Genomic DNA, 14,125 nt, shown 5'->3' on the forward strand with positions numbered 1-14,125 from the left:
ATGATCTGCGCGCAAACAAAAACACGCCCTCAACTGGTCTATCTGGTTTTCGGTGCCGAGACTTACCATCAGGAAGCTGTTTTCAGCATCGCCAGTGCTCTGGCGTGGTTGCGCGAGACACCGGATGCCCCGATCGATATCCAGGTCTTCAGCGACAATCCGCAACCCTATGCACATCTCCCCGTACGCGTTCGCCCGCTGGACGCCGAAACGCGCCAGAAATGGAGCGAGCCCCACGGTTATCATTTCCGCATCAAACATGTCGCTTTGCGCTCGGTACTTGAAGAGCATGAAACGGCGCTGTTGATCGACACCGACACGTTCTTCCACTGCTCGCCGCTCAAACTGTTCGAGCGGGTACAGCCCGGCACCCTGCTGTGCAATGACTACTACGCCCGCTATGGCGACAACAAGATGAGCCTGCTCTACCGCACGCTGTCGGCCACACTGCTGGACAAAGGTCTGACTGACGATCACATGCGCCTGCTCAACTCCGGCGTCATCGGCTTGCACCGCCAGGACGCTCACGTGCTCGACCGCTCCATCGCTTTGATCGATGAGCTGTTCCCGTCGGCACAGGGCGCCTACACCCTCGAAGAGTTCTGCCTGTCAGTGGCTGCCTATCGCACGCTGGACGTCAACAAGTGCCCTGATTTGATTCACCATTACTGGAGCCGCAAGCACCTGTTCAGGGCCAAGGTTCAGGCCTGGGTCGCCAAACATGGCGACAACCCGACCGGCGAGGCTGCACTGGACGACACCCGACGTGTATCACCGCAACTGCCTCGACCACCGCGACTGCAGCGGATGTTCTACAAGCTCGTCACACTGCTGCTGCCGGCACATCTGCGTCAGTTCATTCGCGAAATTCTTTACGGCTGCTATGAACATCCCAACGAGTTTGATCAGGCGTGTGCAGCGGTCTGGTGGGACAAGGCGCTGGAAAACCAGCAGCAACGCATTGGCAAGCCGGTTTGTCAGCATTTGCTCAGGGACTGGTTCAGTCGCGGCCTGGTCAAGCGGATCCTTGGTGCGCGTCACGCGAAGGTCCACCAACACCTCCTGAAAACCGCAAGCAAATAAGGCCATCGCGGCCATTGCGCCCGGGGTCTGCGCGAAACATGCATGCCAGAGCTTCTCATCAGGCGTTTCGCGTACTAACCTCAGGCCATGCCCCTTATTGCCCAACTGCTGAGCGTTATTCTTCTGACTTGCCTGAGCGTCGCCGCTCGGGGGGAGAAGTTGCGTATTGTCACCGAGCCGTGGGCGCCTTACGTCTACGAACAGGGTGGTAAAAACCTCGGTCTTGACTACGAAACCACCGCCATCGTGTTCCAGCGCCTGGGCATTGAAGTGGAATGGCAGTTCCTGCCGTGGAAGCGCTGCCTGTCGATGCTCGAGACCGGTCAAGCCGACGGTGCGCTGGACATCTTTCACAGCGCCGAACGCGACGCCACTCTGCTCTACCCCAGCGAACCGCTGTCCGACGTCGAATTCGTGATGTTCTACGCCAACGAGCGGCCGCATCCATTCAACACCCTCGAACAACTCAAAGGCCTGACCATCGGCACCTCGCCGGGTTATCTGTACAGCCCTGACTTCAGCCAGTCGGACCTGTTTACCCGTGAGCCGGCGCCAACCCATGAAGCCAATTTCGGCAAACTGGTGCGCGGACGCATCGACCTGTTGATTACCGATCGCCGCGTCGGTCAGCATTTGCTCGATGAACTTGATATTCGCGATCTGATCACGGAAAACCCGACGGTTATCAGTCGCCAGAGCCAGTTTCTTGCAGTTCGGCGCAATGCCGGCATGGATTTGCTGGTGCAGCGTTTCGGTGCCGAGCTCAAGCGTTTCAAGCGCGAACCGGCCTACGCGGAGCTCAGCGCGCGCTACGGTGCCGCGCCTGTCGATAGGGCATCACTGCGCTCGGCCACGGCCAGCGGCGAAACCGTTGAGCAGCAGGAAAGCAGCGCGCAGTGATTGCTCTGTTATACTCCGGCGTTCCCGCCAGGCTCACGCCCGGACGCCCGGAACCGTAACAGGCCTCTCGACCCGCTACAGCGCAGCTTTCAGCCCGCGCGAGCGCTCCTGACGTGCCTTCGGAACCGCCGCTGGACCGGACGGGATTGCGTCCTCTTAAACGTGATTCGCGCCAGGCAAGACTCCCATTGGGCCAAGCCCTAACTAAAACAGGATTACTCATGTCCTTTGCTTCCCTCGGTCTCTCCGAGGCTTTAGTCCGTGCCATCGAAGATGCGGGCTATACCGAGCCTACTCCGGTGCAACAGCGGGCCATTCCCGCCGTGTTGCAAGGTCGCGACCTGATGGTGGCGGCTCAGACAGGTACCGGTAAAACCGGCGGCTTCGCCCTCCCGATTCTGGAGCGGTTGTTCCCCAACGGTCACCCGGACAAATCCCAGCGTCACGGCCCGCGCCAACCGCGCGTGCTGGTCCTGACCCCGACCCGCGAACTCGCGGCCCAGGTGCACGAGAGCTTCAAGATCTACGCCCGTGACCTGAAATTCGTCAGCGCCTGCATCTTCGGCGGCGTCGGCATGAACCCGCAGGTCCAGGCCATGTCCCGTGGCGTCGACGTTCTCGTCGCCTGCCCGGGTCGCTTGCTCGACCTCGCCGGCCAGGGCAGCGTCGATCTGTCCCACGTGGAAATTCTCGTTCTCGACGAAGCCGACCGCATGCTCGACATGGGTTTTGTCCACGACGTGAAGAAAGTCCTCGCGCGTCTGCCGGCCAAGCGCCAGAACCTGTTGTTCTCGGCGACCTTCTCCAAAGACATCACCGACCTCGCCGGCAAGCTGCTGCACAACCCGGAACGCATCGAAGTCACGCCGCCAAACACCACGGTCGAGCGCATCGAACAACGCGTTTTCCGCCTGCCGGCCAGCCACAAGCGTGCGCTGCTGGCGCACCTGATCACCGCCGGCGCGTGGGAACAGGTGCTGGTTTTTACCCGCACCAAGCACGGCGCCAACCGTCTCGCTGAATACCTGGACAAACACGGCCTGCCGGCTGTGGCAATCCACGGTAACAAGAGCCAGAACGCGCGCACCAAAGCCCTGGCCGACTTCAAGGCCGGCGAAGTACGCATTCTGGTTGCCACCGACATCGCTGCCCGTGGCCTGGACATCGATCAGTTGCCGCATGTGGTCAACTTCGAGCTGCCGAACGTCGATGAAGACTATGTGCACCGTATCGGCCGTACCGGCCGCGCCGGTCGTTCGGGCGAGGCGATCTCGCTGGTCGCGCCGGACGAAGAAAAACTGCTGAAAAGCATCGAGCGCATGACCAAGCAGAAGATTGCCGACGGCGATCTGATGGGCTTCGACTCCAGCACCATCGAAGCCGAGAAGCCGGAAGCCCGCGAGCGTCCGGACATCCGCAACCCGCGCAATTCCCGTGGCCCGCGTGGCGACGGTCCGAATGGCGGCGGCGGTGGTGGTGGTCGCAAGGACAAAGGCAAAGACAAGGGCAAGGAAAAACCGGCCGGTGAACGTGGCGAGCGCCCTGCCCGTCAGCAGAAACCGCGCGAAGGCACCCCGAGCCGCGACCAGCGCCCGAGCCAGCCACCGCGTGCAGCGGCTGACCGTGCCCCGGACGAATTCCTCGACGACGATATCGATAACTTCGGTAACCGCGTCGACTACGTGCCGAAAGCCGCCCCTGCCGGCGGCCGTGGCCGTCGTCCGGGCGCACCGGCGCAAGGCGCTGGCGCACCCGCACCACGCGGTGGCCAGCCTCAGGGTCGCCAGAACGGTCCGCGCAACAGCAACGGCTCGAGCACCGGCACGCCACCAGCCAAACGCAGCGGCCCGCGCAATGGCGCACCGCGTGACGGTCAGGGTCGTCGCGACGAATCCGCGCCGCGCAATCGCCGCCCGGCCCGTGACGATCAGCCTCGCAGCGAACCGGCCGTGCAGAACCCGCGCAGCAACGGGCCGAAGATCATGCACAAGGAATCGAAAGCCGACCGCTTCCCGACGCCTGAGCAACTCGATCAACTGCCAAGCCGCCCGCGTGGCGAGAAACCAGCACTGCTGACCCGCAATCGCTGAGTTTCATACCGTCATGAAAAATGCCCCGACTCGAAAGAGCCGGGGCATTTTTTTACCTCGATTATCTCTGCCACACCGCAATACCCCTTTGGGAGCGAGCCTGCTCGCGAAGGCGGCGGGTCAGCTGCATCTATGCCGATTGACACACCGCTTTCGCGAGCAGGCTCGCTCCCACAAGGAATAGCGTGTTGTGGCAAAAAAAACGCCCCCGGCCTTTCGACCGGGGGCGTTTTCATGTGGCGGCGAAAGTTATTTCGCTTTCACACCTTCAAACGAAACATACAGCTCGACCGCATCGGACTTCGGACCGAGGTCTTTCTGCTTGCCGAAATCGGAACGCTTGATGGTGGTGGTGCCTTCGAAGCCGGCACGGTAGCCGCCCCATGGATCCTTGCCTTCGCCCAGGAAGGTGGCCTTGACGACAACTGGCTTGGTCACGCCCAGCAGGGTCAGGTCGCCGGTCACGTCAGCGGTGTTGGCACCGGTGGACTTGACGCTGGTGGATACGAAAGTAGCCTTGCCGAACTTGCTGGCGTTGAGGAAGTCAGCGCTGGCGATGTGCTTGTCGCGCTCGGCGTGGTTGGTGAACACGCTGGCAGTGTTGACGTTGAACTCGATCTTGCTGTCTTCAGGCTTGGCAGCGTCGAAGCTGAACTTGCCGTCGATGTCCTTGAAGGTACCGGTGATGTAGCTGTAGCCCAGGTGGCTGATCTTGAAGTCGACGAAGGCGTGCTGGCCTTCCTTGTCTACTACATAGTCAGCAGCCATTACGTTGGCGGACAGCACGGCCGAACCGATTGCCAGAGCGGCCAGAGTCTTTTTCAACATGCTTTCTTTTCCTTTGAGTCGAGGTTGAATTTCAGGCTTTGCGACCGAGCATTCGAGTGAGGGTCGCATCACGATCGATAAAGTGGTGCTTCAATGCTGCCAACGCATGGAGACCGGAAAAAATTACCAGTGCCCACGCCAGCCACAGATGAATCACCCCAGCGGTATCTGCCTGATCCGGTAGTCCGGAGAGCAGAGCAGGGACTTCAAACAGGCCAAACACCGGGATCCCGACACCGTCTGCGGTGGAAATCAGGTAACCGGCAATCATCACAGCGAACAGCGCCAGATACAGAAACCCGTGGCCGAACTTAGCGCCGATACGGGTCATGCGGCTGTAGCTTTGCAGCGTTGGCGGCGGTGGGCTGATGAAGCGCCACAGCACCCGCAACACCATCACACCAAGCAGCACCAGACCGATGCTCTTGTGCAGATCCGGCGCGTCTTTGCGCCAAGTGCTGTAGTAATCCAGCCCAACCATCCACAGACCCAGTGCAAACAGCCCGAAGACCGCCAGCGCCACGCCCCAGTGCATGAAGATGCTGACCCAACCATAGCGCGAAGAAGAGTTACGTAGCTGCATTGCCCAAATCCTGTGAGAACTGCGAACCAAGACTAGCGAGTTATCTATCGAATTAAAGCGGAAAATTTTGCTTTGAAATATCGATAAATACGATCAAGAGTCTGCGAGCGGGGTGTTAAGGAAGGATTAAAGGCGATTCCTGCGTAGAGCGCTTGTACAAATGACGGGGGCTGCATTGACCATCGTCATCTCTGCACACGCAGACGGCGAAACTCGACCCTGATAACTATGTACCGCTGATGCGCAATTCAAACCTGCTCGAATGATGCTTCTTTTCATTATTCAAACAGGCACGAAAACATGGCTCTGCGATATACGCCCTTTCAAGCAAGTGGTTCGTCTGTACTGCCGCCCAATCAAACGATGTCTGCGGGCCAATTCCTGCAATCCGAGAACGGTCGATTTCGTCTGATGCTGCAAAGCGACGGGAACCTCGTGCTCAAGGACGGTGAGGCGATCATCTGGATCGCCGACGCCAATCAACCTTACAGCGCAACTTTGCACCCGAAGAAGATGCGCGAGCCGCTGCAGTTTGTGATCAGCAACAGCGGCTTTCTTTATGACCCCTCCAGGCGACGATTATGGATCGCGGAAAGCACGCACAGCACCGACAAGTCGCTTTGGTACAACACATACATGACTGTGCAGGACGATGGAAACCTGGTGATTTACGACCAGCGCACGGGCAGTCTGCGCTGGGCGCGTTTCGGTTTCATTCCCGGGCGCCTGCGCAAACCCAAGCAAAAGTGGCTGAGGAAACTGCCGAACGGGACAGAATTCTTCAAGTGGGAGTTTTGACTGACCAGCCATTCATGGCCGATCAGTTATGGAGTACTGCCGGCGGTTGCAGGCATTCGGCACTGTAGGGGTCTATGTGGCACTTGTGCGCCAGTTCAGAACCATAGCCGCCGGGGAAAAATTGCCCGTTGCTACATCCGGAAAGTGCAATCAAAACCAGTATCGCGATAAGCGTTTTCATAGCATGCCTCCAATTTTTTCCAGCATAAAATTGGCGCGCTGGCAGCGGCTATCACCTCATTCCGAGCATCTTGTGGGAAGGCTCCGGTACGCCGGTAAGTCCCGTAACCGGATGACGAAGGACTGAAACGCAGGGCAAAAAAAAACGCGACCCGAGGGCCGCGTTTTCATGTGAACAAAGCCTTACTGCGCCTTGGTCTCGGTCGTTGCAGCAGGCTTGGCCGCTGGCTTCTTCGCCGGTTCAGCCTTCTTCGCCGCCGGTTTGGCCGCCGGCTTTTTCGTTTCGGTTTTTGCCGCCGGTTTCTTCGCCGCTGGCTTGGCCGCTGCTTTTTTCGCCGGCTCGGCTTTTACCGGGGCCGCTGGCTTCGGTGCTTCCACCGGCGCAGGTGCAGGTGCCGGGGTCGGCGCAGGCGCTGGAGCAACAGGTGCTGGCGCAGGCTCTGGCGCCTTCACAGGCTCTGGCTTCTTCTCGTCATCCGAACCGCCGAACAGGTTGCTGAAGAAGTTGCCCTTCTTCGCCGCTACCGCACCCGCCGCGCCTGCCGCAGCTGCAGCCGGAACCACTTTGGCCGGTTCGAACGACTTGCCTGCCGCCAGATCTTCAACCTGGCTAGCCGCGCGCTGGCCGGTGCGCAGTGCGCCTTCCAAGGTGCCCGGGTACAAGGTGTCGGTGTGTTCGCCGGCGAACGCTACGCGTTGCAGCGGACGTTCCCACAGGCGCCAGAACTTGCTGATCTGCCCCGGGCCGTAAGCCAGGTAGGCGCCGCCCATCGACGGATCGGTGCTGTAGCGACGGATTTCATAACCGGTGAACGAGCCACGGGCCTGTGGGTAAAACGCGTGCAGACGGATCAGCACCTGATCGACCATCTGCTTGTCGCCGAACGCCTGCATCACACGGGCGTTATCGCCGGACAGGTTGATCACCACGTTGGCGCCGCCCTTCAGTGCCGGTTCGATCCAGAGCATGCCCAGACCGGTATTGCTGTAGATCTCGCCGGACATGCGCGATTTGCTTTCCCACACTGGCGTCTTGAACTTCAGCATGATCTGGTCGCGCCAGCCGTAGTTGGTGCCTTTGATCGCCGCCAGATGCTGGGCATCCAGCGCAGGGGTCAGGGCGATCTTGTTCAGCGCGCGCAGCGGTACCGCCAGCACAACGTAGTCGGCCTGATAGCCGACGCTGCCGACTTTGACGGTCACACCGTCCTTGTCCTGGATGATGGCCGAGACCGGCGAGCTGGTCTTGATGGTCTTGATCTGTTTGACGAAGGCCTGGGCCAGGACCTGGCTGCCGCCGACCAGACGCGAGGCGCGCAGGTCGCGGTCGGAAACGCCGCGATAGACGCGGTTCTGCTGAGCGAAATACAGCAGCGACAGACGCGAAGGTTCGTCGTAGTGGGTGCGGATGTCCTGGTTGATCAACTGACGCGCGGTGGCCGGCAGGTTCTGCTTGTCGAGCCAGCTCGATACGGTGATCTGGTCCAGTGCATGCAGGGTGGCGGTCGCTGCCGGGTTCTGCGGGTCGTCGATCGAGCGCGCCAGATCGTCGAGGGTTTTCTGGTAGCGCTTGAGCGCATCGGCGGTGGCTGGCTGCTTGGTGGCCAGATCAGCGGCGGAGAAATAATCGCCGTCGATCAGATAGCCTGGGGTACGGACGAATTCCGGCGCCGGCGTGGTGCCGAGCTTGAAGGTCGACACGTATTTGTTCAGCACCGGCTGAGTCTTGTCGTTGCCGATCCACTCGCTGGTGGCCATGCCCGAGCGGCCGCCCAGGCTCGGTTTGGCTTCCAGCAGGGTGACCTGCCAGCCTTTGTTCTGCAGTTCGTAAGCAGCGGTCAGACCCGACAGGCCGCCGCCGATCACGATCGCGGTTTTATCCTTGGCCAGCGCCGTAACGCTGAACAGCCCCAACATCACCAGCGCACAGGCGCGCAGCCAACCGACAGACATTCAGCGAACTCCGGAAAAACATGTGGGAAAAAGCAGTTTTGCGAGTCAGACGACTCAAAGAACCGCGAAGAATACGTTAGCCATCAAAACGCCGCCAGCGACGTCTATCGGCTCAGACAAAGTAGCTCAATCGACACAATGGGTTGTTCCCGCGCGATGCATTGCATAGGCTTGCGCGATTGTTCGCCCGCGCCTGACGCGAGCCGCCTCGAGGAGACTGTAAATGGGCCTGAATAACCAGTGGATGCAACGCGATCTCGCGGTGTTGTGGCATCCCTGCACCCAGATGAAAGACCACGAACAGCTGCCGCTGATCCCGATCAAGCGCGGCGAAGGCGTCTGGCTCGAAGACTTCGAAGGCAAGCGCTACCTCGACGCAGTCAGTTCCTGGTGGGTCAACGTGTTCGGCCACGCCAACCCGCGCATCAACCAGCGCATCAAGGATCAGGTCGATCAACTCGAACACGTGATCCTTGCCGGTTTCAGCCACCAGCCGGTGATCGAGCTGTCCGAGCGCCTGGTGAAGATGACCCCGCAAGGCCTGAACCGGGTGTTCTACGCCGATAACGGCTCGTCCTGCATCGAAGTCGCGCTGAAGATGAGCTTTCACTACTGGCTCAATCGCGGCCAGCCGAACAAGAAGCGCTTCGTCACCCTGACCAACAGCTACCACGGCGAGACCATGGCGGCGATGGCGGTCGGCGATGTGCCGCTGTTCACCGAGACCTACAAAGCGCTGCTGATGGACACCATCAAAGTGCCGAGCCCGGATTGCTACGGCCGGCCCGACGGCATGAGCTGGGAAGAACACTCACGCAATATGTTCGCGGCCATGGAACAGACGCTGGCAGAGAATCATGACAGCGTCGCGGCAGTGATCGTCGAGCCGTTGATTCAGGGCGCGGGCGGCATGCGCATGTATCACCCGGTCTACCTCAAGCTGTTGCGCGAGGCCTGCGACCGTTACGGCGTGCACCTGATCCACGACGAAATCGCCGTCGGCTTCGGCCGCACCGGAACGATGTTCGCCTGCGAACAGGCCGGCATCCGCCCGGACTTCCTCTGCCTGTCGAAAGCCCTCACCGGCGGCTACCTGCCGCTGGCCGCGTGCCTGACCACCGACGAGGTCTACAGCGCCTTCTACGACGACTACCCGACCCTGCGCGCCTTCCTCCACTCGCACAGCTACACCGGCAACCCGCTGGCCTGCGCGGCGGCATTGGCGACCCTGGATATCTTCGAGCAGGACAACGTCATAGAGAACAACCAGGCCCTCGCTCAACGCATGGCCTCGGCGACCGCGCATCTGGTGGATCATCCGAATGTGTCGGAAGTGCGCCAGACCGGCATGGTCCTGGCCATCGAGATGGTCAAGGATAAAGCCACCAAAGAGGCCTACCCTTGGCAGGAGCGTCGCGGTTTGAAGGTCTTCCAACATGCGCTTGAACGTGGCGCGTTGTTGCGGCCACTGGGCAGCGTGGTGTATTTCCTGCCGCCGTATGTGATCACCCCGGAGCAGATCGACTTTCTGGCCGAAGTGGCCAGTGAAGGTATTGATATTGCTACGCGTGACAGCGTCAGTGTTGCGGTGCCGAAAGACTTCCATCCCGGCTTCCGCGATCCGGGCTGATCTATTTCACTTAAGCTTCAGCGGTGAACGGACTACCGTCATCGCTGGCAAGCCAGCTCCCACAGGTCCTGCGCAAGTCCTTGTGGGAGCTGGCTTGCCAGCGATAGGGCCGCCAGACTTTTACACTTTTTACAGAGACCCCGCATGAGACTGTCCCGCTTCTTTATCGACGCCCCGCTGAGCACTGGCGAACACGAACTGCCGGAGGCCCAGGCGCATTACATCAGCCGCGTGTTGCGCATGGTCGAGGGCGATGCGGTGCAGTTGTTCGACGGTTCCGGCCATGAATTTCGCGGGTCCTTGGTGGACGTCGGCAAGAAGCGCGTGGTCGTGCAGATCGACGAGCAGTTCGCCGGGCAAATCGAATCGCCGCTGCAGATCCACCTCGGCCAGGGCCTGTCCCGGGGCGAGCGCATGGACTGGGCGATTCAGAAAGCCACTGAGCTGGGCGTGACGCAAATCACGCCGATCTTCAGCGAACGCTGCGAAGTGCGGCTCAAGGACGAACGCGCCGACAAGCGCTTGCTGCATTGGCGCCAAGTGGCAATCAGTGCCTGCGAACAGTGCGGGCGTTCACGGGTGCCGGTGATTCATCCACCAGTATTGCTGGCGGACTGGCTCAAGCAGACCGAAGCCGAATTGAAACTGGTGCTGCATCCGGTCGCAGAACCGCTGGTCAGCCATGCCAAACCGGCGACGCTGGCGTTCCTGATCGGACCGGAAGGTGGCTTGACGGACGGCGAAGTCGAGCAGGCCAAAGGCAATGGCTTCCACGCCGCCCGCCTCGGCCCGCGCGTGTTGCGCACCGAGACCGCGCCGGTGGTGGCGTTGGCGGTGGCCCAGCAACTGTGGGGTGACTTCTAAGGCCCCTTCGCGAGCAGGCTCGCTCCCACATTGGATCTAGGGTGTTCACAAAACCAGAGTTCACTGAAGATTTATTGTGGGAGCGAGCCTGCTCGCGAAAGCGGTGTTTCATTCAACGAAGGTGTTGGCTGACCTGACGCCTTCGCGAGCAGGCTCGCTCCCACAGGGATTGCATTTACAGGACATAAAACAGAATCGCCACAAAGTGCAGCAGACTTCCCGCGATCACAAACAGATGCCAGATGCCATGGGCATGCCGCAGGCGGTGATCCAGGGCAAAGAAGATAATCCCCACCGTATACAAAACCCCGCCCGACGCCAGCCAGGCAAACCCGGCCGTGCCCAGTGCGGCAATCAGCGGTTTGACTGCGACCAGCACGATCCAGCCCATCACTGCGTAAATCACGATCGACAGAATCCGCGCCTCGGAACGCGGTTTGATCTCTTGCAGGATGCCGATCAGCGCCAGCCCCCAGACAATCCCGAACAGCGTCCAGCCCCACGGCCCGCGTAACGTCACCAGGCAGAACGGCGTGTAGCTGCCGGCGATCAGCAGGTAGATCGAGAAATGATCGACCTTCTTCATGATCGCTTTCTTGCGCCCGCGCACGCTGTGGTAAACGGTCGAGGCGCTGTAGAGCACCAGCAAGGTGAAGGCGTAGATCGCCACGCTGACGATCTTCCAAGGGCTGCCGTCGAGGCTGGCAATCACCAGCATCCATACGCCGCCGATAAACGCGGCGATGGCTCCGACCAGATGGGTCCAGGCGTTGAGTTTTTCCCCGTGATACATGTATTGCTCACCTCACATTCGTTACCGCAGCGCGCAAGGCTCGGGCCTTGAGCGTAAAAGCGCAATGTTTCTGTTCAACCTCGCCTGCGCGGCCCGCAGGAATTGGGCACAATCGGCCGATACCAAAAAGAGTCCGCGCCATGCTGATCGACGAAGAATTGACCCTGAAAAAACTCGAGGTGTTCCTCGCCTTCATGCGCACCGGCAACCTCGCCCGCGCCGCCGCCGAATTGCAGACCAGCAACGTCAGCGTGCACCGCGCCATTCACTCTTTGGAAAACGCCCTGCGCTGCCCGCTGTTCAAACACGAAGGGCGCAATCTGACGCCGCTGGAAAGCGCTTATGTGCTGGAAGAACGTGCGCAGAAGCTGATCAACGACGTCGTCGACAGCGTGCGCCTGACCCGCGAAGCCGCCGGGTTCTCCGCCGAGCGTTTCAAGCTCGGCTCGCTGTATTCGCTGACGGTGAAGACCGTGCCGCAGCTGATCATGGGCCTGAAGATCCGCCGCAGCGAACTCAACATCGACCTGATCCTCGGCTCGAACATCGACCTGCTCTACAAGCTGAAAAACATGGAAGTCGACGCGATTCTGGTGTCGCTGGACGACAGCATCAACGACCCCGATTGCGAACAGATTGCGCTGTTCTCCGACGACATCTTCCTCGCCACCCCGGCCGATTCAAAATTCGCTCAGCGCAGTGAAGTCGATCTGGCGGAAGTGCGTGATGAAACCTTCATCACCCTGACCCAAGGCTTCGCCACGCATCAGGACGGTGTGCGGGTATTCAAGCAAGCGGGGTTCGAGCCGAAGGTGGCGATGCAGGTCAATGACATCTTCACCCTGCTGAGCATGGTCAGCTCGGGGGTGGGTTATGCGTTGCTGCCGGGAAGGATTGCGGCGGTGTACGAAAATCGGGTGAAGCTCATCCCGTTGCAGGAGAAGTACCGCTTGCAGCAGCACATTGGCGTGGTGTTTCTGAAGGCCAAGGAGCGTGACCCGAATTTGCTGGCGTTGCTGGCAGAGTGTCGGATGTATGCCAATCGGCAGGCTGGGGTTTAGATCAAGATCAAAATCAAGAGCTACCCCCTCACCCCAGCCCTCTCCCCCAAGGGGTAGAGGGGGAAAGGGAGCAGATCGGGGGCTTTTTCAGAATCTGAGTTCGACTTAGAAATTTCAGGTCGATGTATAACGCCAAAACAACTCGGTCAGTCCCCTCTCCCTACGGGAGAGGGTTAGGGTGAGGGCAGCTTAAATTGACTAACCCATCAACCCGCGCATCGCCAGAAACAACAGCGAAGGCCCAAGCAGACACCCGAGCGCGGTGTAGAACGCCGCCGTCAGGCAACCGTACGGCACCAGCTTCGGATCGGTGGCCGCCAGGCCTCCGGCAACGCCGCTGGAGGTGCCCATCAAACCACCGAAAATCACCGCGCTGCGCGGATTGTTCAGGCCGATCATCGGTGCCACGAACGGTGTCATCACCATCACCAGAATCGCCTTGATCAGCCCCGCCGCAATCGACAGCGCCATCACCTCGGAGCTGGCACCAATCGCCGCGCCGGTCACCGGGCCGACAATATAAGTCACGGCACCCGCGCCAATGGTGGTCAGGCTCACCGCATCGGTGTAGCCGAACGCCATCGCCACGCCGACGCCGGCGACGAACGAGGTGCCAACGCCGACAAACAGCGCCAGCACACCGACGAATCCGGCGCGTTTGAGCTCATCGACACTCACGCCAAACGCCGTCGCCACAATCGCGAAATCCCGCAGCATCGCACCGCCGAGCAGGCCGATGCCGGACAGCAGCGGAATATCCACCACGCCTTTTTGCCCACCGGTCAGTGCGCCGCCGATATACGACAGCACCAGCCCGAGCAGAATGGCGATCGCCGAACCGTGCAGACGGCCCTTGGTGAAGGTGTTGGACATCCAGTAGGACACCCACATGGTCAGGCCGACAATCAAAAAGCCGCTGATCAGACCGTAGCCGGTGATCACTTTCATCATTGATTCGTACATGGCGATTACCCCGCAGTCTTGGCAGGAGCAATCGGCGTCTCTTGCTTGTTGCCCATGCGCGTCAGCACCGGCACCAAGGCAAAAGCGATCACTACGGCGAGGGTGCCGGCAAGAATCGCCATCGGCCCGCCCTTCAGCGCACCGTAGACATTCTGCTGTGCGGCCATGGCGACCACGATGGGAATGTAGATCGCACTCCAGAACTCCACGCCCTGCTCGGTCTTGCCCTTGAGCCAGCCGCTCTTGTAGAGATAGCTGCCCAGGCCGATCAACAGCAGCATCGCAATACCGACACCGCCGACGTTGGCCGGCACGCCGATCAGCTTGCCGAGCAGTTCACCGACCCAGATACCGACCAGCGTGCAAAAGGCGAGAAATGCCACACCGTAAATAATCATT

General features: G+C 60.3%; 13 protein-coding genes. 7 read left to right on the plus strand and 6 right to left on the minus strand.

The features are described from left to right. The 3 genes from NF676_RS25290 (at position 1) to rhlE2 (ending at position 4,073) form a co-directional block, all read left to right on the plus strand. Entirely contained in the window at positions 1–1,083 is a 1,083-nt protein-coding gene (locus NF676_RS25290; RefSeq protein WP_252886922.1) for a hypothetical protein, read from the plus strand. Between the two features lie 87 nt (positions 1,084–1,170). Further along, the gene (locus tag NF676_RS25295) at positions 1,171–1,983 is read left to right on the plus strand and encodes a substrate-binding periplasmic protein (RefSeq protein ID WP_150743443.1); all 813 of its coding nucleotides are present in this window, start codon (positions 1,171–1,173) and stop codon (positions 1,981–1,983) included. A gap of 221 nt (positions 1,984–2,204) precedes the next feature. Further along, positions 2,205–4,073: an RNA helicase RhlE2 gene (gene rhlE2, locus NF676_RS25300; protein WP_252886923.1), complete on the plus strand. Its 1,869-nt coding sequence runs from the start codon at positions 2,205–2,207 to the stop codon at positions 4,071–4,073. Between the two features lie 249 nt (positions 4,074–4,322). On the opposite strand, the gene NF676_RS25305 is transcribed toward rhlE2, so the two are convergent. Further along, positions 4,323–4,901, minus strand: a complete 579-nt coding sequence (locus NF676_RS25305; protein WP_039757580.1) for a YceI family protein — start codon at positions 4,899–4,901, stop codon at positions 4,323–4,325. Between the two features lie 31 nt (positions 4,902–4,932). Beyond that, positions 4,933–5,484 carry a cytochrome b gene (locus NF676_RS25310; protein ID WP_041476792.1) on the minus strand — a complete coding sequence of 184 codons (552 nt, stop codon included), beginning with the start codon at positions 5,482–5,484 and terminating at the stop codon, positions 4,933–4,935. Between the two features lie 300 nt (positions 5,485–5,784). Here NF676_RS25310 and llpB point away from each other — a divergent pair, with 300 nt between their 5' ends. Then, positions 5,785–6,282 carry a lectin-like bacteriocin LlpB gene (gene llpB / locus NF676_RS25315; protein WP_252877040.1) on the plus strand — a complete coding sequence of 166 codons (498 nt, stop codon included), beginning with the start codon at positions 5,785–5,787 and terminating at the stop codon, positions 6,280–6,282. 363 nt (positions 6,283–6,645) lie between these two features. Here llpB and NF676_RS25320 read toward each other — a convergent pair whose 3' ends face one another. Continuing rightward, the gene (locus NF676_RS25320; protein ID WP_056786445.1) at positions 6,646–8,415 is read right to left on the minus strand and encodes a flavin monoamine oxidase family protein; all 1,770 of its coding nucleotides are present in this window, start codon (positions 8,413–8,415) and stop codon (positions 6,646–6,648) included. A 223-nt stretch (positions 8,416–8,638) separates the two neighbouring features. Here NF676_RS25320 and NF676_RS25325 point away from each other — a divergent pair, with 223 nt between their 5' ends. Both NF676_RS25325 and NF676_RS25330 read left to right on the plus strand, forming a co-directional pair. Further along, positions 8,639–10,045 carry an adenosylmethionine--8-amino-7-oxononanoate transaminase gene (locus tag NF676_RS25325; protein ID WP_056786442.1) on the plus strand — a complete coding sequence of 469 codons (1,407 nt, stop codon included), beginning with the start codon at positions 8,639–8,641 and terminating at the stop codon, positions 10,043–10,045. Positions 10,046–10,189: 144 nt separating this feature from the next. Continuing rightward, positions 10,190–10,909 (plus strand): 16S rRNA (uracil(1498)-N(3))-methyltransferase, encoded by a 720-nt coding sequence (locus NF676_RS25330; RefSeq protein ID WP_095181344.1) that lies wholly within the window; start codon positions 10,190–10,192, stop codon positions 10,907–10,909. 175 nt (positions 10,910–11,084) lie between these two features. On the opposite strand, the gene trhA is transcribed toward NF676_RS25330, so the two are convergent. Further along, positions 11,085–11,702 (minus strand): PAQR family membrane homeostasis protein TrhA, encoded by a 618-nt coding sequence (gene trhA / locus NF676_RS25340; protein WP_039757573.1) that lies wholly within the window; start codon positions 11,700–11,702, stop codon positions 11,085–11,087. A gap of 140 nt (positions 11,703–11,842) precedes the next feature. Here trhA and NF676_RS25345 point away from each other — a divergent pair, with 140 nt between their 5' ends. Continuing rightward, positions 11,843–12,763: a LysR family transcriptional regulator gene (locus tag NF676_RS25345; RefSeq protein WP_056786436.1), complete on the plus strand. Its 921-nt coding sequence runs from the start codon at positions 11,843–11,845 to the stop codon at positions 12,761–12,763. A 198-nt stretch (positions 12,764–12,961) separates the two neighbouring features. On the opposite strand, the gene madM is transcribed toward NF676_RS25345, so the two are convergent. Further along, positions 12,962–13,726 carry a malonate transporter subunit MadM gene (gene madM / locus NF676_RS25350; protein WP_041476796.1) on the minus strand — a complete coding sequence of 255 codons (765 nt, stop codon included), beginning with the start codon at positions 13,724–13,726 and terminating at the stop codon, positions 12,962–12,964. Between the two features lie 5 nt (positions 13,727–13,731). Beyond that, entirely contained in the window at positions 13,732–14,124 is a 393-nt protein-coding gene (gene madL, locus NF676_RS25355) for a malonate transporter subunit MadL (RefSeq protein ID WP_016772756.1), read from the minus strand. Position 14,125: the final 1 nt, after the last annotated feature.

The sequence above is a fragment of the Pseudomonas siliginis genome (assembly GCF_024072275.1).
In the GTDB taxonomy this organism is placed as follows: Bacteria; Pseudomonadota; Gammaproteobacteria; order Pseudomonadales; family Pseudomonadaceae; genus Aquipseudomonas; species Aquipseudomonas siliginis.

What these genes read in the sequence shown, in the direction of transcription:
- rhlE2 (WP_252886923.1), top strand. Translation starts at nt 2,205, where the DNA reads ATGTCCTTTGCTTCCCTCGGTCTCTCCGAGGCTTTAGTCCGTGCCATC.
- llpB (WP_252877040.1), top strand. Translation starts at nt 5,785, where the DNA reads ATGGCTCTGCGATATACGCCCTTTCAAGCAAGTGGTTCGTCTGTACTG.
- NF676_RS25330 (WP_095181344.1), top strand. Translation starts at nt 10,190, where the DNA reads ATGAGACTGTCCCGCTTCTTTATCGACGCCCCGCTGAGCACTGGCGAA.
- NF676_RS25320 (WP_056786445.1), bottom strand. Translation starts at nt 8,415, where the DNA reads ATGTCTGTCGGTTGGCTGCGCGCCTGTGCGCTGGTGATGTTGGGGCTG.
- NF676_RS25345 (WP_056786436.1), top strand. Translation starts at nt 11,843, where the DNA reads ATGCTGATCGACGAAGAATTGACCCTGAAAAAACTCGAGGTGTTCCTC.
- madL (WP_016772756.1), bottom strand. Translation starts at nt 14,124, where the DNA reads ATGATTATTTACGGTGTGGCATTTCTCGCCTTTTGCACGCTGGTCGGT.
- trhA (WP_039757573.1), bottom strand. Translation starts at nt 11,702, where the DNA reads ATGTATCACGGGGAAAAACTCAACGCCTGGACCCATCTGGTCGGAGCC.
- NF676_RS25290 (WP_252886922.1), top strand. Translation starts at nt 1, where the DNA reads ATGATCTGCGCGCAAACAAAAACACGCCCTCAACTGGTCTATCTGGTT.
- NF676_RS25325 (WP_056786442.1), top strand. Translation starts at nt 8,639, where the DNA reads ATGGGCCTGAATAACCAGTGGATGCAACGCGATCTCGCGGTGTTGTGG.
- NF676_RS25305 (WP_039757580.1), bottom strand. Translation starts at nt 4,901, where the DNA reads ATGTTGAAAAAGACTCTGGCCGCTCTGGCAATCGGTTCGGCCGTGCTG.
- NF676_RS25295 (WP_150743443.1), top strand. Translation starts at nt 1,171, where the DNA reads ATGCCCCTTATTGCCCAACTGCTGAGCGTTATTCTTCTGACTTGCCTG.
- madM (WP_041476796.1), bottom strand. Translation starts at nt 13,726, where the DNA reads ATGTACGAATCAATGATGAAAGTGATCACCGGCTACGGTCTGATCAGC.
- NF676_RS25310 (WP_041476792.1), bottom strand. Translation starts at nt 5,484, where the DNA reads ATGCAGCTACGTAACTCTTCTTCGCGCTATGGTTGGGTCAGCATCTTC.